Genomic DNA, 22,608 nt, shown 5'->3' on the forward strand with positions numbered 1-22,608 from the left:
TCGGCGGTGCGGGGCGGCCCTTTCAGTGTGCCGCGCGCGATGCCGGTCCGGATCCGGGCCGAACGGGGGCTCAGGGTGCGTGGCGCCAGTGCTCCGCCAGGTCGCCCCACAGGTGGGCGGATGTCTCGACGCCCTTGAGGAGCAGGTCGAGCTCGACCTTCTCGTCGGGGGCGTGCCAGCCGTCGGACGGGACGGAGATGCCGAGGAAGAGCACCGGTGCGCCGAGGACCTCCTGGAGGTCGGCGGCCGGTCCGGAGCCGCCTTCGCGGGTGAAGCGGACCGGCTTCTCGAAGGCGCGGCCCATGGCGCGGGCCACGGACGTGAGCGCCGGGTGGTCCAGCGGTGTCAGGCACGGGCGCGTGGCGGATCCGAAGGTGATCTCGCAGCGGATACCGGCCGGCACCTGCTCGGCGGCCCAGGCGCGGACCGCCTTCTCGATGTGGTCGGGGTCCTGGCCGGCGACCAGGCGGAAGGAGAGCTTCACCATGGCGGACGACGGGATGATCGTCTTGCTGCCGGGGCCCTGGTAACCGCCGGCGATGCCGTTGACCTCGGCGGTGGGACGGGCCCAGATGCGCTCCAGGGTGGTGTGGCCGGCCTCGCCGTGGGCGGCGTACGACTTGGCCGTGCGCAGCCACTGGTGCTCGTCGAAGGGAAGCTCGGCGAAGAGCTCGCGTTCGCGCGCGGTGAGTTCGATCACGCCGTCGTAGAAGCCGGGGACCGCTACGCGCGCCCGGTCGTCGTGGAGGGCGGCCACCAGGCGGGCGGCGGCCGTGGCCGGGTTGGGGACCGCGCCGCCGAAGGAGCCCGAGTGGATGTCCTGGTCGGGTCCGTGCAGGCGGATCTCGCACTCGGCGAGGCCGCGCATGCCGGTGCAGACCGTGGGGGTGTCCTCGGACCACATGCCGGTGTCGGAGACGATCACCGCGTCGGCGGCGAGCCGCTCGGCGTGTTCCTCGACGAGCGCTCGGAAGTGCGGGGAGCCGGACTCCTCCTCGCCCTCGATCAGCAGCTTGAGGTTGACCGCCGGTGCGGTGCGGCCGGTGGCGGCGAGGTGGGCGCGGACGCCGAGTGTGTGGAAGAACACCTGGCCCTTGTCGTCGGCCGCCCCGCGCGCGTAGAGGCGGCCGTCGCGGACGACGGGCTCGAAGGGGTCGCTGTGCCAGCCGTCCTCGCGGGCCGCCGGCTGCACGTCGTGGTGGCCGTAGACGAGGACCGTCGGTGCCGCGGCGTCGCCGGAGGGCCACTCGGCGAAGACGGCCGGGGCGCCCGCGGTGGGCCAGACCTCGGCGGTCGGGAAGCCGGTCTCCTTCAGCTTGGCGGCGAGCCAGTCGGCGCTGCGGCGTACGTCGGTCGCGTGGTCGGGCTGGGCCGACACGGACGGGATGCGCAGCCACTCGGCGAGGTCGTCGAGGAAGGTGGCGCGGTGGTGCTCGATGTACGTACGGACGGCGCTGACGGCATTGTCAACGGTGTGGCTCATGCTCACGAGCCTATCGGCCCGCGCGGGCACCCTGATCGTGCGGTTCGTCACCGACCGGCTCGCCGAGCAGCAGGCGCTCCAGTGCGGCACGGTCCGGCAGGCCGTCGGGCCGCACGGCCTCGCCGCTGCGTACGTACAGGAAGGTGGCCGTGACGGATTCCAGCGGCACCCGCTGCTGCTCGGCCCAGGCGAGGCGGTACACGGCGAGCTGGAGCGGGTCGGCGGTGCCGTCGCGGCTGGTCTTCCAGTCGACGATCTCGTACGTCGCCGCCGGTCCCTCGCCCTGCTTGTAGACGGCGTCGATGCGGCCGCGGACGACGCGTCCGGCGAGCGTGAGCTGGAAGGGCGTCTCGACGCGGTACGGGGTGCGGTGCGCGTACCCCGTGCGTTCGAAGGCGTCCTTGAGGAACTCCAGGTCGCGTTCGTCGGCGATCTCGGCCTCGCCGCCGGGCAGCTCGTCGGGCTCCAGCATGGGCAGGGTCAGTGCTTCGAAGCGGGACTCGACCCAGGCGTGGAAGCGGGTGCCGCGGCGGGCGGCCGGCTGGGGCGGGCGGGGCATGGGGCGGGCCAGCTCCTGGGCGAAGCCGTCGGGGTCGGCGGCCAGGCGCAGCAGCTGGGAGGCGGTCAGTGACGCCGGGAGGGGCACCTCGGTGACGCTCCGGCGGGCCCGCAGCAGCTCGCCGGCGAGGGCGTCCAGGTCGCGGTCCCAGGAGGCGACGGTGCGGGCCTCCTCGGGCGTGAGGCGGGAGGCGGCGGTGTCCCGGGGGGTGGGACCGGACGGCTGCCCCTGGGGTCGGGGGATGCCGGTGCGGCGTGGCTGCGGCGGGGGCGGCGCCTGGTGCGGGACCGTCGGGCGCGCGGCGGGGCGGTCGGTCGTCCAGGAGTCCCAGTCCGCGGAGTCCTCCGGCAGGCCGGGGTCCTCGTCGTGCCCGGGGAAGGGCTCGTCGTGCCCGGGGAAGGGCTCGTCGTCCTCCGGGAAGGGCTCGTCGTCCTCCGGGAGGGGCTCGTCGTCCTCGGGGGGCGGCGGCCAGTCCGGGTCGTCGTAGACGTCCGGGTCGTGCGCGGCGGCGGGCCGGCCGCCGGCCGGGGCGGAGAGGGCGTCCAGGTGGGCGAGGACCGTCTCGGCGGCGGACCGGCGCAGGGCGAGGGCGCTGTCGTCCAGGGGCAGGGGCCAGGCCCGGTCCGCGGTGTCCTCGAGGAGGGCGGGGTTCTCCTCGTCCTCGGCGGGCTCGTCCGCCCATGCCTCGATCTCGCCGTACCCGGCGGCGCAGTGGTCGTACAGGGCCTGCAGGAAGGCGGACGGTCCGCGGGGCTTCTTCTGGCTGGGGCCCCACCAGTGGCCGGAGCCCAGAAGCAGGGAGCGGGGGCGGGTGAAGGTGACGTAACCGAGCCGGAGTTCCTCGGTGTGCTGGTGCTCCTTCATGTCCTCGTGGAAGGCCTTCAGGCCTCGTGAGTCCCAGGACGCGACGTCGGGCAGGGTGTCGGCGTCGCCGCGCAGTCCGTGCGGCAGCACCTTGCCCTGGGCGGTCCACTTCTCCCGGCCCTGCCCGCTGGGGAAGGTGCCGGTGACCAGCCCCGGGACGGCGACGACGTCCCACTCGAGGCCCTTGGACTTGTGCGCGGTGAGCACCTTGACGGTGTTCTCGCCGCCGGGCAGGGCGTTGTCGAGGCCCTTCTCGTACTGGGCGGCGGTGCGCAGGAAGCCGAGGAAGGCGAGCAGGGTGGCCTCGCCGTCGCTCGCGGCGAAGGAGGCGGCGACGTCCAGGAAGTTCGACAGGGTCTCGCGGCGGCGGGCGGCGAGGGCGTGCGGGGACGCCGACAGCTCGACCTCCAGGCCGGTGGTGGCGAGGACCCGGTGCAGGACGTCCATCAGGGGGTCGGACAGGGCCCGGCGCAGGTCGCGCAGCTCGGTGGCCAGGCGGGCGAAGCGCACGCGCGCGTCCGGCGAGAAGGGCAGCCCGTCGTCGTCGCCGGTGCCGTCCAGCGGCGTCTCCAGGAAGGTGTCGAGGGCGTCCGCGAGGGAGATCACCTCGGACGGGTCGACGCCCTCGACGGCCTCGGCGAGACGCCGGTCGGGGTCGTCGTCGCCGTCCACGCGCGCGTGGCTCACGAGCAGCCGGGCACGGCGCCCCAGCAGGGCCAGGTCGCGCGGGCCGATGCGCCAGCGCGGGCCGGTGAGCAGGCGGACCAGGGAGGCGTTGGCGCCGGGGTCCTGGAGGACCTCGCAGACCGCGACCAGGTCGGCCACCTCGGGCAGGTGCAGCAGCCCGGACAGGCCCACGACCTCGACGGGGACGTCGCGGGCCACCAGCGCGCCCTGGATCGTCGCGAAGTCGGTCGCCGTGCGGCACAGCACGGCGATCTCGCCGGGCGCCTTGCCGGTGCGGACCAGGTGGGCGACGGAGTCTGCGAGCCAGTCGATCTCCTCGGCGTGGGTGCGCAGGAGGGCGCAGCGGACCGTGCCGTCGCGTTCGGCGCCGGGTGCGGGGCGCAGGGCCTCCACGCCCGCGTGCATGGCGCGCAGGGGTTCGGCGAGGCCGTTGGCGAGGTCGAGGAGACGGCCGCCGCTGCGGCGGTTCTCGCTGAGCGTCTGGCGGGTCGCGGGGCGGCCGTCGGCGTGCGCGAAGTGCTCCGGGAAGTCGTCGAGGTTGGCGACGGAGGCGCCGCGCCAGCCGTAGATCGCCTGGCAGGGGTCGCCGACCGCGGTCACGGGGTGGCCGGTGCCGCCGCCGAACAGGCCGGCGAGGAGGATGCGCTGGGCCACCGAGGTGTCCTGGTACTCGTCGAGCAGCACGACCCGGAAGTCGTCGCGCAGGACGCGGCCCACCTCGGGGAGCCGGGCCAGTTGGGCGGACAGGGCGATCTGGTCGCCGAAGTCGAGGAGGTCGCGTTCGCGTTTGGCGGCCCGGTAGCGGATCACCAGGTCGGCGAGTTCCCGGCGGGCGGCGGCGGCCTCGGGGACCTTGCGCAGGTCGGCGTTGGAGAGCTTGGCGCCCTGGAGGGTGGTCAGGAGGTCCGCGTCCCAGGCGCGCAGCTCCTCGGGACGTACGAGGTGTTCGGCGAGTTCGGCGTCGAGTGCGAGGAGGTCGCTGACCAGGTCGGCGAAGGAGCGGGTGAGCGCCGGATACGGCCCGGGCGCCTCACGCAGCACGCGCGCGGCCAGCTGGTAGCGGGTGGCGTCGGCGAGCAGGCGGGACGTCGGCTCCAGGCCGAGACGCAGGCCGTGGTCGGTCAGCAGGCGGCCGGCGAAGGCGTGGTACGTGGAGATCACCGGCTCGCCCGGCGGATCGTCCGGGTCGATGACGTCGGGGTCGGTGACGCCGGCCCGGACGAGGGCCTTGCGGACGCGTTCGGCGAGCTCGCCCGCCGCCTTGTTGGTGAAGGTGAGGCCGAGCACCTGCTCGGGGGCGACCTGGCCGGTGCCGACCAGCCACACCACGCGCGCCGCCATCACCGTCGTCTTGCCCGACCCGGCTCCGGCCACGATCACCTGCGGGGCGGGCGGCGCGACGATGCAGGCCGTCTGCTCCGGGGTGAAGGGGATGCCGAGGAGCTCCTTGAGCTGCTCGGGATCGGTGATACGGGCGGGCACGTCGAAGAGGCTAGCGGCGGACACTGACAGCGGATGCCGGATGCGCTTCGCGGGCAGGAAGAAGCGCAGGTCAGCACGTGTGGTGCGACTGGTCACACCGTCACCGTCGCGCCACGGCCGACGTCCTCGGACCCGGACCGCCCTACTCCACGACGTGCCGTCCCTCGGGCCGCGCGCTGCACGAGGCGCGGAAGGCGCAGTGCGTGCAGTGCTGGCCCGCGGTGGGGGTGAACCGTTCGTCGAGGACCTTGCCGGCGGCCGTGGCCAGCAGGTCCCCGACCCACTCCCCCTCCGGTCCCGCCAGGGAGTCCTGCGCCTGCACCTTGGGCAGCGTCTCGCCGCCGTCGCGCTTGGCCGCGCCCTGGCGCAGCTGGACGAGTTCCGCGCCGCCCGGTTCGGGGCGCACCCCGTCGAAGGCCTCGTCGACGGCGCCCTCGCGGACGGCGAGCTGGTAGACGGCGAGCTGGGGGTGGCGGGCCACCTCGGCCGAGCTGGGTGCCTGTTTGCCGGTCTTGAAGTCGACGACGTAGGCGCGGCCGTCCGCGTCGGCCTCGACGCGGTCCATCTGACCGCGGATGCGGACCTCGTAGTCGCCCGCCTCCAGGGTCACGTCGAAGTCGTGCTCGCTCGCCACCGGTGTACGCCCGGCGCGGTCCATGACGTGCCACCGGAGGAAGCGTTCGAGCGCGACGCGCGCGTTGGCCTTCTCCTGCGCCGACTTCCACGGCGCGTCGAAGGCGAGCGCGTTCCACACCGAGTCCAGGCGCTCCATGAGGACGTCGAGGTCGGCCGGGGTGTGCCCGGAGGCGACCTCGTCGGCGAGGACGTGCACCACGTTGCCGAAGCCCTGCGCGGCGGTGGCGGGCGCGTCCGCCTTCACCTCCCGGCCGAGGAACCACTGGAGGGCGCAGGTGTTGGCGAGCTGGTCGAGGGCGCTGCCGGAGAGGGTGACGGGCCGGTCGCGGTCGCGCAGCGGCACCTTGCTCTCGGTCGGGTCCCACATGCCCCACCAGCGGTAGGGATGGGCGGACGGCACCAGCGGGCGGCCGTCCTCGTCGGCGAGGGCGGCCAGGCGGGCCAGGCGGCGGGCGGCGGCCTCGCGCAGGGGGCCGGAGACGCGCGGGTCCACGGTGGTGGCCCGCAGCTCGGCGACGAGGGCCGCGACGGCCAGGGGCCGGCGCGGGCGGCCCGTCACGTCGGAGGGGTCCACGCCGAGTTCGGTCAGGAACCGGGAGGGCTGGTCGCCGTCGTCGGCCGGTGCCTTCACGGCGGTCACGACGAGGCGTTCACGCGCGCGCGTGGCGGCCACGTAGAACAGGCGGCGCTCCTCGGCGAGCAGCGCGCCGGGGGTCAGGGGCTCGGCGAGTCCGTCGCGGCCGATCCGGTCGGCCTCCAGCAGAGAGCCGCGGCGGCGCAGGTCCGGCCACAGTCCCTCCTGGACGCCCGCGACGACGACCAGCCGCCATTCGAGTCCCTTGGAGCGGTGCGCGGTCATCAGGCGGACGGCGTCGGGGCGTACGGCGCGCCGCGTCAGGGTGTCCGCGGCGATGTCCTCGGCGTCGATCTCCTCCAGGAAGTTGAGCGCGCCGCGTCCGCCCGTGCGCTCCTCCGCGCGGGCGGCGGTCGCGAACAGGGCGCACACGGCGTCCAGGTCCCGGTCGGCGTTGCGGCCGGCGGCGCCGCCGCGCCTGGCCGAGCGTTCCAGGCGGGTGGGCCACGGGGTGCCCTCCCACAGGTCCCACAGTGCCTCCTCGGCGCTGCCGCCCGCGGCGAGGCGCTCCCGGGCCGTGCGGAGCAGCGCGCCGAGGCGCTGGGCGCCGCGCGCGTACGCCGGGTCGTGCACCGCGAGGCGCTCGGGCTCGGCCAGGGCGCGGGCCAGCAGCTCGTCCGAGGGCGGCGGCAGCGGGTTGCCGGCGGCACGCTCCTCGTCGCGCAGGGCGCGTCCGAGGCGGCGCAGATCGGCGGCGTCCATGCCGGCGAGGGGGGAGGTGAGCAGGGTGAGGGCGGTCTCGGTCCCGAGCCAGCAGACGCCTCCGGCGGAGCCCTCCGCGATCCCGGCCCCGGGGGTGTCGTCGGGGCGGGGCTCGGCGGCGGGGGCGTCGCCGGGGGCGGGATCCACGGCGGGCACGGCCGCCGAGTCGGCAGCGGGCAGGGCAGCGGAGCCGGCAGCGGGCGGGACCGCGGAGCCGGGCCCGACCTCGGGCACGTCATCAGGGCCGGGCTCGGCACGGTGTACGTCGCCGAGGCCGGCAGCGGGCACGGCCGCGGGACCGGACCCGCCCTCGGGCACGCCGCCAGGGCCGGCCGCGGCATCGAGTCCGTCACCAGGGGCAGCCGCGGCATCGGGTCCGTCGCCGGGGCCGGGCTCGGCGGCGGGGGCGTCCCCGACCTCGAGCACGTCGCCGGGGCCGGGCTCGGCGGCGAGGGCGTCCTCGGGGGCGGCCGCGGATTGGGGTGCGTCGGCGCGGGTGGGCCCGGCATCCGCCCCGGAGGCCGGTCCGGCGTCCGGCTCGGGCTCCGTGCCCCGCTCGGCTTGAGCGGCCTCCTCGGCGCGGGTTCCCGGCCGGTCGTCCGCCGCCGCCGTCGCCACCGCGCGCAGCGCCGTCAGCAGCGGTGCCACCGCCGGTTCGTGCCGCAGGGGCAGGTCGTCGCCGTCGACGTCCAGCGGGACCCCGGCCGCGGTGAGGGCACGGCGCACCGCCGGGATGGTGCGCGAGCCGGCCCGCACGAGGACGGCCATGTCACTCCACGGCACCCCTTCCTCGAGGTGGGCCCGGCGCAGGATGTCGGCGATGTTGTCGAGCTCGGTACCGGGCGTCGGGTACGTGTAGACCTCGACGCGCCCCCCGTCCCGTACGGGGGCGAGCTCACGGTGGGCGCGTACCTTGCCGGCGGGCAGGCGGGTCAACGGCATGCGCTGGGTCAGCAGCCGGGTGGCGGTCAGCAGGGCGGCCCCGGAGCGGCGCGAGGTCCGCAGCACCTCCACCGGCGCCGGGCGGCCGTCCACGCGCGGGAAGGCGTGCGGAAAGTCGAGGATGCCGTTCACGTCCGCGCCCCGGAAGGCGTAGATCGACTGGTCGGGGTCGCCGAAGGCGACGAGGGTGCGTCCGCCGCCCGCCAGGGCGTGCAGCAGCCGGGTCTGGGCCGGGTCGGTGTCCTGGTACTCGTCGACGTACACGGCGTCGTACCGCGCGGCCAGCTGCGCGGCGACCTCGGGGCGGCGGGCGAGCAGCACCGCGCGGTGGACGAGTTCCGCGTAGTCGAGCACGCCCTGCAGGTCGAGCACGTCGAGATACTCGGCGAGGAAGGTGGCGGCGGCGCGCCAGTCGGGGCGGCCGATGCGCCGGGCGAACGCCTCCAGGGCGTCCGGGCCGAGCCCCAGTTCGCGGCTGCGGGCGAGGACCGCGCGGACCTCGTCGGCGAACCCGCGGGTGGTCAGGCAGGCGCGCAGCTCGTCGGGCCAGCGCACGTGCGCCAGGCCGAGCCGCTCCAGGTCCGCCTGGCCGGCCAGCAGCCCGCGGACCGCCACGTCCTGTTCGGGGCCGGACAGCAGCCGCAGCGGCTCCACGAACAGCTCGCTGTCCTGGTGGGCGCGGACCAGGGCGTAGCCGAAGGAGTGAAAGGTCGTCGCCCGGGGAGCGCGCGCGGCGCCCATGCGCAGCGCCATCCGGTCGCGCAGCTCGACGGCCGCCTTGCGGCTGAAGGTCAGGACCAGGATCCGCTCGGGGTCGCCGCCGCGGGCGATCCGGTCCGCGACGGACTCGACGAGCGTGGTGGTCTTGCCGGTGCCCGGGCCGGCGAGGACGAGCAGCGGCCCGGACCGGTGGTCAACCACGGCACGCTGCGCGGCGTCCAGACGAGGGGGAGCCACCCGCGGCGGCGGGGTACGCACCAGTCGGTAGGCGCCGGCGCTCCCCCGTCGCACTCGGGGGTGCGACGGGCGTCCGGTGGAGGAAGAGGAGCTCACGTGGTTCGCCGGTCCTGGTGGGTGTGCTGGTGGGCTGTCCGTCCCGCGGTGACGGCGGTGGCCGCCGTATGAGAGGGACGCGCGCGGCCGACGCTACGCCAGGGAATCAGGCGGAAGCAGGTCTTCCTCTTCTTCCCTCGGGTCACCCGCGACGCGTGTGTCCCCCGCCCCTCGAACGTACGTCATGCCACGAACGTGTCCGATGTGCCCGGTTTCCCTCATACGGATCACGGGTCACACACCGGCCCGTCCGATGGCGGAAGCTGTCAGGTGTGACCCTGCGCGCCTTCGCCGCCGTCCCACCGGGCCCGTCTCAGATCGATGCGCGGCAGATGGCCTTCGGCGGCTCTGCTCGCCTCCCTCAGGGGCGTGCCCTCCGCCCGGTAGTGGCCGAGCGCCTCCAGCTCGTGCCCCGCGAGCAGGACCCCGTCGGCGCGGACGATCCGCCACCAGCCGACGCCCCCGCCGTAGAGGGACATGACCCGGCCGACCTGCCGGGGCCCGCCCTCCTCCAGGTACTCGGCGACGTCCCCGTACGTCATGACGCGACCCGGCGGAATCAGTTCGGCGACGTCCAGGACCCGCTCGGCGTATTCGGGCAGCGCGTCCGCGTACTCCGGAGGGACGTCGTCCGGAAGGCTCTGCTCGCTCATCCGCCCCATCCTGCCCCACCCCACCGACAACGCGACGCGCTCCCGACGGTGCGCGTCCCTCGCCCGCGAGCGGCGCTTCGGGCAGACTGTGCCGCCCGCACAGGCACCCTGATGCCCCCGGCTGTCGGTCCGGCATGCCACCATCGTGCGGTCGGTGACCAGTGATACGAGAGCAAGAAGAGGCGATGAAGCAGCAGGGTGTGCACCCCGAGGACGCCGAGGGCACCTCTGACTCTTCCTCGCGCCCGGACGCAGCCACCGGCGGAGCCGAGCCCGTCGACGGCGACGACAAGTCCGCCGGCGACGACAAGCCCGTCGGTGACGGCGAGAAGTCGGCCGGTGACGACGACAAGTCCGTCGGTGACGACGAGAAGTCCGCCGACGGTGGTGAGCGGTCCGCCGGCACGCGCGCGAAGAGCACCGACGGCGGCGAGCAGGCCACCGGGAAGGCGGTCGACGGCCCGTCGGCGACCGCCGCCGACCCGGAGGACGTGGCACACATCGACGAGGTGGAGGGTGACGAACCGCTCCTCCCCGCGCGCGTGCACCGTCCGTCCGACCTGATGCGGCTGCTGGTGGGCGTGCTCGCGGTCGTCGTGCTGCTCGCCGTGGCGGCCTTCGCGCACGGCACCACCTCGGGTCTCGAACAGGACATCAACAAGGGCACCGGGCAGGCACCCGATCTGCTGATCAAGGTCGCGGGACTGGCCTCCAGCATCGCGATCCTGCTGGTGCCCGTGGCGTTCGCCGTCGAGCGGCTGATCAAACGGGACGGACTGCGGATCGCCGACGGCGTGCTCGCGGCGGTCCTCGCGCACGGGGTGACGCTCGCCACGGACCTGTGGGTGGCGAAGGCGGCCCCCGGTTCCATCCAGGAGGCGCTCACCCAGCCCTCACCGGGCGACATCCACGCACTCACCGACCCCGTGCACGGCTACCTGGCACCAGTCATCGCCTACATGACGGCCGTCGGCATGTCCCGCAGACCCCGCTGGCGGGCGGTGCTGTGGATCGTGCTGCTCCTCGACGCCTTCTCCATGCTCGTCACCGGCTACACGACGCCGTTCTCGATCATCCTGACCGTCCTCATCGGCTGGACCGTGGCCTACGGAACGCTGTACGCGGTCGGCTCCCCCAACGCCCGCCCCACCGGCCGCACGCTGATGGCCGGCCTGCGGACCGTCGGCTTCCGTCCCGTGACCGCCGCCCGCGAGGAGGCGCCGCCGGAGAACGCGGAGACCGGCGACCGGGGCCGGCGCTACTTCGTCACGCTGGAGGACGGCCGCCCGCTGGACGTGACGGTGGTGGACCGCGAGCAGCAGGCCCAGGGCTTCTTCTACCGCGCCTGGCGCAACCTCACGCTGCGCGGCTTCGCCACCCGCAGCAGCCTGCCCTCGCTGCGGCAGGCGCTGGAGCAGGAGGCACTGCTCGCCTACGCGGCGATCGCGGCCGGGGCCAACGCGCCGAAGCTGATCGCGACGTCCGAGCTCGGCCCGGACGCCGTGATGCTCGTCTACGAGCACACCGGCGGCCGCACCCTCGACTCCCTGCCCGACGAGGAGATCACCGACGGCCTGCTGCGCGAGGCCTGGGAGCAGGTGCGCGCCCTGCAGTCCCGGCGCATCGCGCACCGCCGGCTGGTGGGCGACGCGATCCTGGTGGATCGTTCCGGCACCGTGATCCTCACCGAACTGCGCATCGGCGAGATCGCCGCCGGTGACCTGCTGCTGCGCATGGACGTCTCCCAGCTCCTGGTGACGCTCGGCCTGCGGGTGGGCGCCGAACGCGCGGTCGCCTCGGCCGTGGACGTGCTCGGCCCCGACGCCGTGGCCGACTGCCTGCCGATGCTCCAGCCCATCGCGCTCAGCCGCTCCACCCGCGCCACCCTGCGCAAGCTGGCCAGGGAGCGGGCGGAACGCGAACGCGAGGCGGTCCTCGAGGCGTCCCGCCACGCCAAGCTGGCCCGCTCCGAGGCGGCCGGCGCGGACGAGGCCGCCGTACCCGGCAAGCCCGACAAGAAGGCCGCGCGCGCGGAGCAGCGGGCGGAGAAGCGGGCCCTGGACGATGCGCTGGAGGAGGCCCGCGAGGAGGACCTGCTCACGCAGATCCGGCACGCGGTGCTGCGGATCAGGCCGCAGGCCCCGGTCGAGCCGGCCCGGCTCGAGCGGGTGCGCCCCCGCACACTGATCAGCTTCATCGCCGGTGCGATCGGCGCGTACTTCCTGCTGACCCAGCTCACGCACATCGAGTTCGGACCGCTGATCGCGAACGCCCAGTGGGGCTGGGTCGCCGCGGCGGTGCTGTTCTCGGCGGCGAGCTACGTCGCCGCGGCGATGGCCCTGCTCGGTTTCGTGCCCGAGCGGGTGCCCTTCGTACGGACCGTGGCCGCGCAGGTGGCCGGATCGTTCGTCAAGATCGTCGCTCCGGCGGCGGTCGGCGGCGTCGCGCTGAACACCCGGTTCCTCCAGCGGGCGGGGGTGCGGCCGGGGCTCGCGGTGGCGAGCGTCGGCGCCTCGCAGCTGTTCGGGCTCGGCTGCCACATCCTGATGCTGCTGTCCTTCGGCTATCTGACCGGCACCGAGAAGACCCCCTCGCTGTCGCCCTCCCGGACGGTCATCGCCGGTCTGCTGACGGTGGCGGTGCTCGTGCTCGTCGTGACGTCGGTGCCGTTCCTGCGGAAGTTCGTCGTCACGCGCGTGCGATCGCTCTTCGCCGGCGTCGTGCCGCGCATGCTGGACGTGCTCCAGCGGCCGCAGAAGCTGGTCACCGGCATCGGCGGCATGCTGCTGCTCACCGCCTGCTTCGTGATGTGCCTGGACGCCTCGATCCGGGCCTTCGGCGACGACTCGTCGTCGATCAGCCTGGCGAGCGTCGCCGTCGTCTTCCTCGCGGGCAACGCACTGGGCTCCGCGGCGCCCACGCCGGGCGGTGTCGGCGCGGTGGAGGCGACCCTGACGGTCGGTCTGATCGCCGTCGGCCTGCCCAAGGAGGTGGCCGCGCCGGCGGTGCTGCTGTTCCGGCTGCTCACCCTGTGGCTGCCGGTGCTGCCGGGCTGGCTGGCCTTCAACCACCTGTCCCGGAAAGAGGCACTGTAGGGCGCCTGCCGGGGAGCCGCGCCGCCCCGTACCTCGTACGGCCCGCGCCCCGGGCGCACCGGCCCGCCCGGCCGCACGATGGGGGCATGCCGATTCCCGCCCGGCTGCGCGCCGCCGCCCTCACCGCCACCGCCGTACTGCTGTCCGCCCTCCTCGCGGGCTGCGGCGACGGTCCGCGGGACGACGAGGACCTGACGGAGCAGAAGCTCGCCTGGGAGGACTGCCCGGCGCCGTCCCAGGCCGAGGGCGGCGGCCCCCCGCCCTCCCCGCTGCCGAACGGCGGCGACTGGCAGTGCGCCACCATGAAGGCCCCGCGCGACTGGGACGACCCCGAGGGCGACACGATCGGCCTGGCCCTGATCCGGGCGAGGGCCAGCGGCGCGGCCGACCGGCGGATCGGCTCGCTGGTGTTCAACTTCGGCGGCCCCGGCGGATCGGGCGTCACCACCCTGCCCGCCTTCGGCGACGACTACGCGAAGCTCCGCACCCGCTACGACCTGGTCAGCTTCGACCCGCGCGGCGTCGGCCGCAGCGCCCCGGTGGAATGCCTGGACGACGAGCAGCTCGACACGTACTTCCAGCAGGACGCCACCCCGGACGACGCGTCCGAGCGCACCGAGCTGCTGGACAACACCAAGGGATTCAACGCGGCCTGCGAGAAGCACTCGAAGACCATGCTGCCGCACGTGGCCACCACCGACGCGGCCCGCGACATGGACCTGATGCGCCAGGTCCTCGGCGACGACAAGCTGTACTACTTCGGCATCTCCTACGGCACCGAACTCGGCGGCGTCTACGCCCACCTGTTCCCGAAGAAGCTCGGCCGGGCGGTCTTCGACGCGGTCGTCGACCCCACGCAGAACGCCGAGCAGAGCTCGCTCGGGCAGGCGGAGGGCTTCCAGCTCGCCCTCGGCAACTACGCCGAGGACTGCGTGTCCAAGGTCGAGGACTGCCCCGTCGGCGACAGCGTCCAGGACGTCGAGAACCGCGTCGCGCGGCTGCTGAAGGACCTCGACCGCAAGCCGATCCCCGGCATCTTCCCCCGCGACCTCACCCAGTCCGCCGCGACCGGCGGCATCCTCCAGGCGCTGTACTCCAAGGACTTCTGGGAGTACCTCACCGAGGGCCTGGACCAGGCCTACGACGGCGACGGCAGGATCCTCATGGTGCTGTCGGACTCGCTGAACGGGCGCAGCGAGAACGGCGATTACAGCAACAGCACCGCGGCGAACATCTCCATCAACTGCGCCGACGACAAACCCCGGTACGACACCGCGTACGTGGAGGGGAAGCTGCCCGAGTTCCGCAAGGCCTCCCCGCTGTTCGGCGACACGCTCGCCTGGGGCCTGGTCAGCTGCACCGACTGGGCGGTGGCCGGCGCCGCCGAGCACCCGGACGTCAGCGCGCCCGGTGCGGCGCCGGTCCTGGTCATCGGCAACACCGGCGACCCGGCGACGCCCTACGAGGGCGCGGCGAGGATGGCCGCCGCGCTCGGCAAGGGCGTCGGGGTGGAAGTCACCTACAAGGGGCAGGGGCACGGGGCCTACAACAGCGGCAGCAAGTGCGTACAGAACGCGGTGCACGGCTATCTGCTGGACGGGAAGGTACCGACGGCGGGCACCGTCTGCACCTGACCTCGTCCGCGCTCCACCTTTCGACCGAACCCGCAGGTCACAGCGTTTTCCACAGGGATCGGCGGGCATCGAGCCCGGCGCCTACCATGTTTTGACCGCCATCCGCCGCACGGCGCGGACGGCCAGCGAGGGGGGATTGCCCATGGCACGTCTCGTACGGTGGACGGCTCTGACCGCCGCCGCCGCACTGCTGACGGCGGGCTGCAGCGGCGGCTCGTCCGGGGACGACCAGGACGACAGGGACACGAGCAGTGCGCGGCCGTCCACGGCGGCGCCCGCCGGGGTGCCCGAGGCGCTGGCCTCCCAGAGGCTCGACTGGGGCCGCTGCAAGAGGACCGCGGACGCTCCCGCGCCGGGCGGCGACTGGCAGTGCGCCACGCTCGAGGCACCGCTCGACTGGGCCGAGCCGGAAGGCAGGACGATCGGGCTCGCCCTGATCAGGTCCAAGGCGAGCGGCGATCGGCGCGCCGGCTCCCTGCTGTTCAACTTCGGCGGGCCCGGCGGCTCCGGCGTGTCCACGATGCCGTCCTACGCCGACACCGTCTCCGAGCTGCACGAGCAGTACGACCTGGTCAGCTGGGACCCGCGGGGGGTGGCCGCCAGCGAGGGCATCCGCTGCCGCGCCGACGAGGCGATCGAGGACGCCGAGTCGGTGGACGCGACGCCGGACACCCCGGCCGAGGAGCAGGCGTTCTTGGAGGACGCCACCGACTTCGGCAAGGGCTGCGAGAAGGCCGTCGGCAAGCTGATGGCGCACGTCTCGACGGCGGACACCGCCCGCGACATGGACCTGATGCGGCACGTGCTGGGCGACGAGAAGATGCACTACTTCGGCATCTCCTACGGCACCGAACTCGGCGGCGTCTACGCCCACCTTTTCCCCGAGCACGTGGGACGGATGATCCTCGACGCGGTCGTGGACCCGAGCGCCGACACCATGGGCCATGCGGAGAACCAGACGCGGGGCTTCCAGCGCGCGCTGGACGACTATCTGAAGTCCACGGGGCAGGACCCCGAGCAGGGCACGCGCAGAATCGCCGATCTGCTGCGGCGGATCGACGCGGAACCGCTGCCGACGTCGTCCGCGGGGCGGAAGCTGACGCAGACGCTCGCGATCACCGGCATCGTGCTGCCGCTGTACAGCAAGGACGGCTGGCCCACCCTGACGAGTGCGCTGGCGGCGGCCCAGGACGGTGACGGCTCCCAGCTGCTGGCCCTCGCCGACGGCTACAACGAGCGCGACGAGTCCGGGCACTACGGCACGACGACCCACTCGCAGCGGGTCATCTCGTGCCTCGACGGCAAGCAGCGGCCGACGGCGGAGGAGACGAAGAAGCGGCTTCCCGAGTTCGAGAAGATCTCCCCCGTCTTCGGACCGTTCCTCGGCTGGGACACGGCCGGCTGGTGCCACGACTGGCCGGTGCCCGGGCAGCACGACACGCCGGAGGTGAGCGCGCCCGGCGCGGCGCCGGTCCTCGTGGTCGGCAACACCGGCGACCCGGCCACGCCCTACGAGGGCGCGCGCAGGATGGCGGACGAGCTGGGCAAGGACGTCGGCGTGGTGCTCACCTGGAAGGGCGAGGGCCACGGGGCGTACGGCAGCGGCAGCGACTGCGTCGACTCCGCGGTCGACGCGTACCTCCTGAAGGGGACGGTGCCGAAGGACGGCACGGTCTGCTCATGACGACGGCGGGGGTATCGGGCACCTGCGGTGCGCGAAACCCCCGCCGTTCGGAGACCGGGGCGAGCGGAGCCCGGGCTTCCCGAGCCGGTGACGGCTCAGTACACCGGCTTCTCCGGCTCGATCTGGTTGACCCAGCCGATCACGCCGCCGCCGACGTGGACGGCGTCCGAGAAGCCCGCGGACTTCAGGACCGCCAGGACTTCCGCACTGCGGACACCCGTCTTGCAGTTCAAGACGATCTTCTTGTCCTGCGGGAGGCTCTCCAGGGCGGAGCCCATGAGGAACTCGTTCTTCGGGATCAGGCGGGCGCCCGGGATGGAGACGATCTCGAACTCGTTCGGCTCGCGGACGTCGATGAGCTCGATGTTCTCGCCGTCGTCCATCCACTCCTTGAGCTGCTTGGGAGTGATCGTGGAGTCGGCGGCCGCCGCCTGGGCCTCTTCGGACACGACGCCGCAGAAGGCCTCGTAGTCGATGAGCTCGGTGACGGTGGGGTTCTCACCGCAGACCGCGCAGTTCGGGTCCTTGCGGACCTTGACCTGGCGGTACTGCATCTCCAGGGCGTCGTAGATCATCAGGCGGCCGACCAGCGGCTCGCCGATGCCCGCGAGGAGCTTGATGGCCTCGTTGGTCTGGATGGAGCCGATGGACGCGCAGAGCACGCCCAGGACGCCGCCCTCGGCGCAGGAGGGGACCATGCCGGGGGGCGGGGGCTCCGGGTAGAGGCAGCGGTAGCAGGGGCCGTGCTCGGACCAGAAGACGGACGCCTGGCCGTCGAAGCGGTAGATCGAGCCCCAGACGTAGGGCTTGTTCAGCAGCACGCAGGCGTCGTTGACCAGGTAGCGGGTCGCGAAGTTGTCCGTACCGTCGACGATCAGGTCGTACTGGCTGAAGATGTCCATCACGTTGTCGGCCTCGAGCCGCTCCTCGTGAAGGACCACGTTCACGTACGGGTTGATGCCCTTGATGGTGTCGCGGGCGGACTCGGCCTTGGAACGGCCGATGTCGGCCTGGCTGTGGATGACCTGACGCTGCAGGTTCGACTCGTCGACCTCGTCGAACTCCACGATGCCGAGCGTGCCGACACCGGCTGCCGCCAGGTACATCAGGGTCGGCGAACCGAGGCCGCCCGCGCCCACGGCGAGCACCTTGGCGTTCTTCAGCCGCTTCTGCCCGTCCATCCCCACATCGGGGATGATCAGGTGGCGGGAGTACCTGCGGACCTCGTCTACGGTGAGCTCGGCGGCCGGCTCGACCAGGGGTGGCAGCGACACGGGGACTCCGTTGGTCGGTCAAACATTACGGTTGTTCTCTCGTAACACTGCCACGGCCTTTTTCATTCCGAGACACCTGTCCCGATACGCGAGACGATGTCGTCCCAGTAGCCGGGCATCGTCTCCCAGGGGTCCACTCGCCCGGACCGGTCGGTGCGGTCGGTGAAGTAGATCGTCGCGGCGCCCTGCCAGCGGGCGATGCGCAGCGCCTCCTCCAGATGGCCGCGGGGGACGCCGTGGACGAAGTGGCAGAAGCGCTCGGGCGGGTGGTCGGCGCTCCACTCGGCCGCCTGGGACCACCGGTAGTCGCTCCAGGCGCCCGAGAACGTGACGAGCTGGTCGGCGCACTCGGCATAGCCGGGATACGGGTGGGTGCCGTGGCCGAGGACGATATGGGCGTCGTCACGCAGGACGCGGAGCGTGCCGACCGTGCGGCGGACCTCGGGCAGCGCGGCCCGTTCGGACGGGCAGCGGTCGATGAGGAAGCCGTCGGCCCGGTACCAGTCGAGGTACCGGTGGGCGTCGGAGACCAGTTCCCCGAAGCCGCGCGCTCCGTACGCGGCGTCGAGGCGGCCGAGGACGCGGACGCCCGCGTTGCGCAGCCGGCCGGACGCCTCCAGGCAGTGCGGGTCGGGCTGGGCGCCGGGTCCGTCGGCGATGTCGAGGACGACCCAGTGCAGGGGGAGGCCGGGCCCGGTGAGGCCGGCCCACTCGTCGGGGGCGACGAGGGGGTGGGCGAGGCCGGGGACACCGATGCCGGTGCGCACGCCGGTGCTCGTGGTGCCCGTCTGCGCACTGGTCAGATGCGGCATGCCGCCTCCATCCAGATGTCGGCGAGGGACTCCTCCAGGTTGATCCGGGGCCGCCAGCCGAGCCGGTCGCGCGCGGTGCGCACGTCGGCCTGCTGCCAGCCGCCGCAGCCGTCGGGGTAGGGGTGGGCGACCGGGGCCGCGTGCTCGGCGTCGGCACGGTGGTCGGCGCGGTGCACCGGGGAGTCCGGGCGGTGGTGGCCGACGGACTCGGCACGGTGGTGGGCCAGGGCGTCCACGCGGTGGCCGACGGATTCGCTGCGGGGGTGGCCGATGACCGGCCGCAGCGCGCCGGGCGGTGCGTCGAGTTCGTGCAGGGCGCCGCCGTAGCCGGCCACCCGGGCGAGGGTGGCGGCCGCGTCGCGGAGGCGGACGGCACGGCCGGAGCCGATGTTGATGACGCCCTGTGCGGCGGAGAGCGAGGCGGCGTGGACGGCACGCGCCACGTCGCGGACGTCGACGAAGTCGCGTTGGGCGCCGAGGCCGCCGAGCCTGAGCTCGCCGTCGCCGGACTGCATGGCGCGGCGCATCGCTTCGGCGAGGCGTCCCAGCGGGGAGCCGGCGGGGGTGCCGGGGCCCGCGGGCGAGAAGACGCGCAGGACGACCGCGTCCAGACCGGAGCCGAGCACCAGTTCCGTGGCGGCGAGTTTGCTGACGCCGTAGGGGCCGCCGGGCCGGGGGACGGCGTCCTCCGCGGTGGACGAACCGGGCTGGCTCGGTCCGTACTCGGAGCTGCAGCCGATCTGCACCAGGCGGGCGCCGCAGCTGCTGCGGCGCAGGGCCTCGCAGACGGTGGCGACGGCCACGGTGTTGTGGCGGGTGAGTTCGCGGGCGCCGCCGCGGGTGGCGCCGGCGCAGTTGACGACGACGCCCGGGTGGACCGCGTCGAGGAAGCGGGTGAGGGCGCCCGGGCTGCCGGTCGCGAGGTCGAAGCGGACGTCGGCGTCGTCGCCGCGGCCGAGGGCGGTGAGCTGGACGGCCGGGTCGGCGAGCAGACGGTCGGCGACGAACCGGCCGATGTAGCCGTTGGCCCCGATCAGCAGGACTCTCATCGCGCGGCTCCCGGGGCCGAGGCGTCCGGTCGGGAGGTGGTCATCTGGGGGTCTCCTTCGGGGGGTGGTGCGGGAGGTGGGTGGGGGGTTGCCCGGAGCGCGCGGTCATCGCGGCTGCTCCGTGGGTGCGTGGGCGGACGCTCTGGTGAGGCGGCGGGTCGCGTGGACGAGGAGGACCAGGGCGCCGGTGCCGCAGGCCGCCGTCGGTACGCCGGCCGGGCCCCAGGCGGCCACGAGGGCCTCCACGGGGGCGGACAGGAAGCCGCAGCCGGGGAGGCGGCCGGCGAAGAGCACGGCGACGGCGGCCGCCTCGGCTGCCGCCGTGGCGTTGAGGACGAGCCGGGAGGCGTGGGCGAAGCCGTGGACGGCGAGGAGACGGGCGGACAGCAGGAGCGCGCCGAGGGTGAGCGCCTGCGGGTAGGCGGCGGGCTCGCCGAGGACCGCGCCGGTCAGTGCGAGCAGGGCCGCCAGAGCTCCCAGGAACAGGGCGAACGTGCCGAACAGCAGGGGGCGTACGGAGGCCGAGAAGTCCGTCAGCCCGCGGCTGGCGGCCAGTTTGCGGCGGGCCCCGGCCGCGAACAGGTGGGCGCTCCCGGCGGCGGGCGCGCAGGCCAGGGCGAGGGCTACCACGGGGGCGACGGTGACGGGCCAGGGCCCGTCCGCGGTGCCGTCGGGCAGACTGTCGGGGCCTCCGGCGAGGGCTTCGCCCAGCAGGCCGTCACCGAGGAGGGCGTAGCCCATGAGCCAGCAGGCCGAGGTGCAGCCGGTCTCGGTGGCGGCGCGCAGCGGGCCCCGGCGCAGCAGGGCGCGCAGGGCCAGGGCCGCCGCGAGGGCGGCGACGACGACCACGGTCGGCCGCCACCGTCCGCCGGTGAGGCGCAGGCCGGCCACGGCGGCGGCGCACAGCGTCCCGGGCAGCAGGGCGAGGACGATCCAGGTGGCGCGCACCCGGGGCGTGGCCGGTGCGTCGGGATGCGCGGGGGCGTCGGCGTCGCGCGGGACGCGGGCGAACATCTCCTCGGCGAGGGAGAAGACGTCCCGGTGGCGGAAGCGGGCCGCGGTCCGGTCGGTGACGCCGTGCGCCTCCAGGCCGGCCGCGATCTCCAGCGGGTCCACGGCGCGTTCGCAGAGGTCGCGGTGACGGTGCATCAGGACCTTGACGGGGTCGGCGGCGCGGCGGGCGGCGGGGGCCGGCTGCTTGGCGTCCGGGGCCACCCCTCCGGCACGCCCTGCGCCGGGCCGTCCGCCGGTTGGCGCCCCCGCACCGGGCCGTCCACCGGTTGACGCCCCCGCACCGGGTCTCTCCTCGTCCAGACACTCCTGTGAGCGCTCGTCCCAGGCCCCCGGGCTGCTCGGGGTCTCGGGGCGGTCCAGTTCGCCCAGGCCGCTCATCGGGCCCCCTCGGTCGTGGAAGCCGCGGTCGCGGTCGTGGCGCGGACGGGGGCGCCCGTCGCCCAGGCGGGGCCGCCCCGGGCCACGACCCGCCCGGCGGGACGCGTCCAGCGGCCGGAGACCTGTGCCTCGGCGGGAACGGCGAACGGCAGCGGCTCCCCGGCCTCGTCGAGGACGACGCGGCTGACCGGCGTGCACGACAGGACGTCCAGGTAAATGCCGTGAAATGCCGCGACGTTCTGTTCGACGGTGAAGAGTTCCAGCGCGCGGGCGCGCGCGGCGGCGCCCAGGCGCTCACGGCGCTCGGGGTCGCGCAGCAGGGCGACGCACGCCTCGGCGAGCGCCCTCGGATTGCGCGGGGGCACGACGAGTCCGGTGCCGCCGATGGCCTCCACGACGGCGCCGACGTCCGTGGACACCGTCGCCCGGCCGCAGAACATGGCCTCGACCAGGCCGGCCGGGAATCCCTCGACGACGCTGGAGAGGACGACGAGGGCGCCCGAGGCGTAGGCGTCGGCGCGGGAGGGCAGTTCCGGTCCGCCGGTCTCCTCGAAGGACACCGGGTTGTCGCCGACCGCGTGCGGACCGGCCGCCTCGTCGGGGAAGAGCTGGGCGGCCAGGGCCTTGCAGTGGGTGAGGTAGGCCGCGCCCTCGGGGCCGGCGGGGCCGCCGACGATCCTGAGCCGCGCCGCGGGCTCCTGCCTGCGGATCTCCGCGAAGGCGTGCAGCAGCGAGACCAGGTCCTTGGCGGGCTCGACGCGGCCGACCCAGACGAGGGTGTGCGGGTCGGCGCACTCCGGCGACTCCCCCGCCTGAGCGAAGGGCGTCGCGTCCATGCCCGGGGGGACCGTGCGGAGTTTGGCGCGGTCGGCGCCGCAGCGCTCCTGCCAGCGGCGGGCGTGCGCGTTGCCGGGCGTGATCACGGCCGCGCGCCGGTAGGTCTCGGCGGCCAGCCGGCCGTGGAAGGCGGCCAGCAGGGACCGTATCGCGGGCGGCGCACCGTGGTCCGTGAGGTAGTGCGTCCGCAGCCGCACGCCGTATTCCGTCACCAGCAGGGGCACGCCGTGGAAGTGCCGGGCGAGCAGGCCGGGCAGGGCCGCGGTGCCGCCGGAGGCCGCGTGGCACAGGTCGACGGCACCGAGCCCGTCGGCGTCGTACCAGTCGAGCGACAGGGGGCGCAGGGCGCGTTCGATGCGTGCGGCGACGGTCAGCAGCTCGGGGACGCGCGCCGCGCGGGCCGTGCGCGGGGCGCCGGGCGCGCGACAGGCGCGTTCCAGGGCGCGCACGGCGGTCTCCGAACGGAGGGCGCCCGCCAGTCCGTCCTCGTCGCGGGCGAGTTCGGCGAGACCGTACAGCGCGCTGGCGAAACGGTCCGCCTCGACGGCCGGCGCCTCCGCCGGCGCACCGGACGGGTCCTGCGGAGCGGACGTGCACAGGGCCGCGGCCAGCTCGCCGTAGCACTCGGCGAAGCGCCGGCGCGCGCGCCGTCCGTACGCCCAGCGGCCACCGCGCGTCACCCTCCCGGCGATCCCCTTGGGGCCGCCCCCGTGGCCGTCGTCGTCCCACAGCGGCGCGGTGAGCACCCGGGTGACCTGGGGCGGCAGCGGGACCCACCCTTCGCTCTCCTGATGCCGGCTGCGGCTGAGCGCGTAGACGTCGAACTCGTGCTGCCCGAGCCCGCGCACGAGCCGGTCGCACCAGAGTCCGGCCTCACCGCTCACGTACGGATAGCCACCCTCCGTCAGCAGTCCGATGCGCACGCGCGCACCCCCGATCTCCCGTCTGGGGAGCCGCCGTTGGCCCGGCGGCTCGCAGCGGGAAGAACGTATGCGGACAAGGCGGTGGGGGGGGGGGGGGGGGGGGGGGGGGGGCGCCCCCCCCCCGGCGCGCGGGGGGGGGGAAAGACTAGTGCGGGGGGGGGGGGGGGGGGGGCGCGGCCCGCGGACGCGAGGAGGCGCGCCCCCCCCCCCCGG

The 22,608-nt window shown here is 74.5% G+C and carries 12 protein-coding genes; 3 read left to right on the top strand and 9 right to left on the bottom strand.

The annotated features are described in order from the left end of the window. Nucleotides 1-70 precede the first annotated feature (70 nt). The 4 genes from ACGF3H_RS27470 to ACGF3H_RS27485 form a co-directional block, all read right to left on the bottom strand. Complete coding sequence (locus ACGF3H_RS27470) at nt 71-1,483, bottom strand: dipeptidase (protein WP_362486877.1); 1,413 nt, start codon at nt 1,481-1,483, stop codon at nt 71-73. Between the two features lie 10 nt (nt 1,484-1,493). Next, entirely contained in the window at nt 1,494-5,075 is a 3,582-nt protein-coding gene (locus tag ACGF3H_RS27475) for an ATP-dependent DNA helicase (protein ID WP_362487221.1), read from the bottom strand. Nucleotides 5,076-5,217: 142 nt separating this feature from the next. Continuing rightward, on the bottom strand, nt 5,218-9,042 hold the full coding sequence (locus ACGF3H_RS27480; protein ID WP_393816540.1) for a UvrD-helicase domain-containing protein: 3,825 nt from the start codon (nt 9,040-9,042) through the stop codon (nt 5,218-5,220). Between the two features lie 266 nt (nt 9,043-9,308). Then, on the bottom strand, nt 9,309-9,695 hold the full coding sequence (locus ACGF3H_RS27485; RefSeq protein WP_362486881.1) for an MGMT family protein: 387 nt from the start codon (nt 9,693-9,695) through the stop codon (nt 9,309-9,311). 185 nt (nt 9,696-9,880) lie between these two features. On the opposite strand from ACGF3H_RS27485, the gene ACGF3H_RS27490 reads away from it, so the two are divergent. The 3 genes from ACGF3H_RS27490 (at nt 9,881) to ACGF3H_RS27500 (ending at nt 16,108) form a co-directional block, all read left to right on the top strand. Then, on the top strand, nt 9,881-12,790 hold the full coding sequence (locus ACGF3H_RS27490; protein ID WP_362486883.1) for a lysylphosphatidylglycerol synthase transmembrane domain-containing protein: 2,910 nt from the start codon (nt 9,881-9,883) through the stop codon (nt 12,788-12,790). An 86-nt stretch (nt 12,791-12,876) separates the two neighbouring features. Next, complete coding sequence (locus tag ACGF3H_RS27495) at nt 12,877-14,424, top strand: alpha/beta hydrolase (protein ID WP_362486884.1); 1,548 nt, start codon at nt 12,877-12,879, stop codon at nt 14,422-14,424. 142 nt (nt 14,425-14,566) lie between these two features. Beyond that, nucleotides 14,567-16,108, top strand: coding sequence for an alpha/beta hydrolase (locus ACGF3H_RS27500; RefSeq protein ID WP_362486886.1), 1,542 nt, complete (start codon nt 14,567-14,569; stop codon nt 16,106-16,108). Between the two features lie 95 nt (nt 16,109-16,203). Here ACGF3H_RS27500 and moeZ read toward each other — a convergent pair whose 3' ends face one another. From moeZ to ACGF3H_RS27525, 5 genes are all read right to left on the bottom strand, one after another. After that, entirely contained in the window at nt 16,204-17,382 is a 1,179-nt protein-coding gene (gene moeZ / locus ACGF3H_RS27505) for an adenylyltransferase/sulfurtransferase MoeZ (RefSeq protein ID WP_362486888.1), read from the bottom strand. Between the two features lie 62 nt (nt 17,383-17,444). Next, complete coding sequence (locus ACGF3H_RS27510) at nt 17,445-18,194, bottom strand: spherulation-specific family 4 protein (RefSeq protein WP_393590469.1); 750 nt, start codon at nt 18,192-18,194, stop codon at nt 17,445-17,447. Continuing rightward, on the bottom strand, nt 18,182-19,243 hold the full coding sequence (locus ACGF3H_RS27515) for an NAD-dependent epimerase/dehydratase family protein (protein WP_362486892.1): 1,062 nt from the start codon (nt 19,241-19,243) through the stop codon (nt 18,182-18,184). Before ACGF3H_RS27515 ends, ACGF3H_RS27510 begins: the two co-directional genes overlap by 13 nt. Nucleotides 19,244-19,348: 105 nt before the next feature. Then, the gene (locus ACGF3H_RS27520; RefSeq protein ID WP_362486893.1) at nt 19,349-20,635 is read right to left on the bottom strand and encodes a hypothetical protein; all 1,287 of its coding nucleotides are present in this window, start codon (nt 20,633-20,635) and stop codon (nt 19,349-19,351) included. Then, the gene (locus ACGF3H_RS27525) at nt 20,632-22,395 is read right to left on the bottom strand and encodes a DUF3492 domain-containing protein (RefSeq protein ID WP_362486895.1); all 1,764 of its coding nucleotides are present in this window, start codon (nt 22,393-22,395) and stop codon (nt 20,632-20,634) included. The genes ACGF3H_RS27520 and ACGF3H_RS27525 overlap by 4 nt, the downstream gene beginning before the upstream one ends. Between the last annotated feature and the right edge of the window lie 213 nt (nt 22,396-22,608).

The organism is Streptomyces sp. NPDC048185, from assembly GCF_043202495.1.
Classification (GTDB): domain Bacteria; phylum Actinomycetota; class Actinomycetes; order Streptomycetales; family Streptomycetaceae; genus Streptomyces.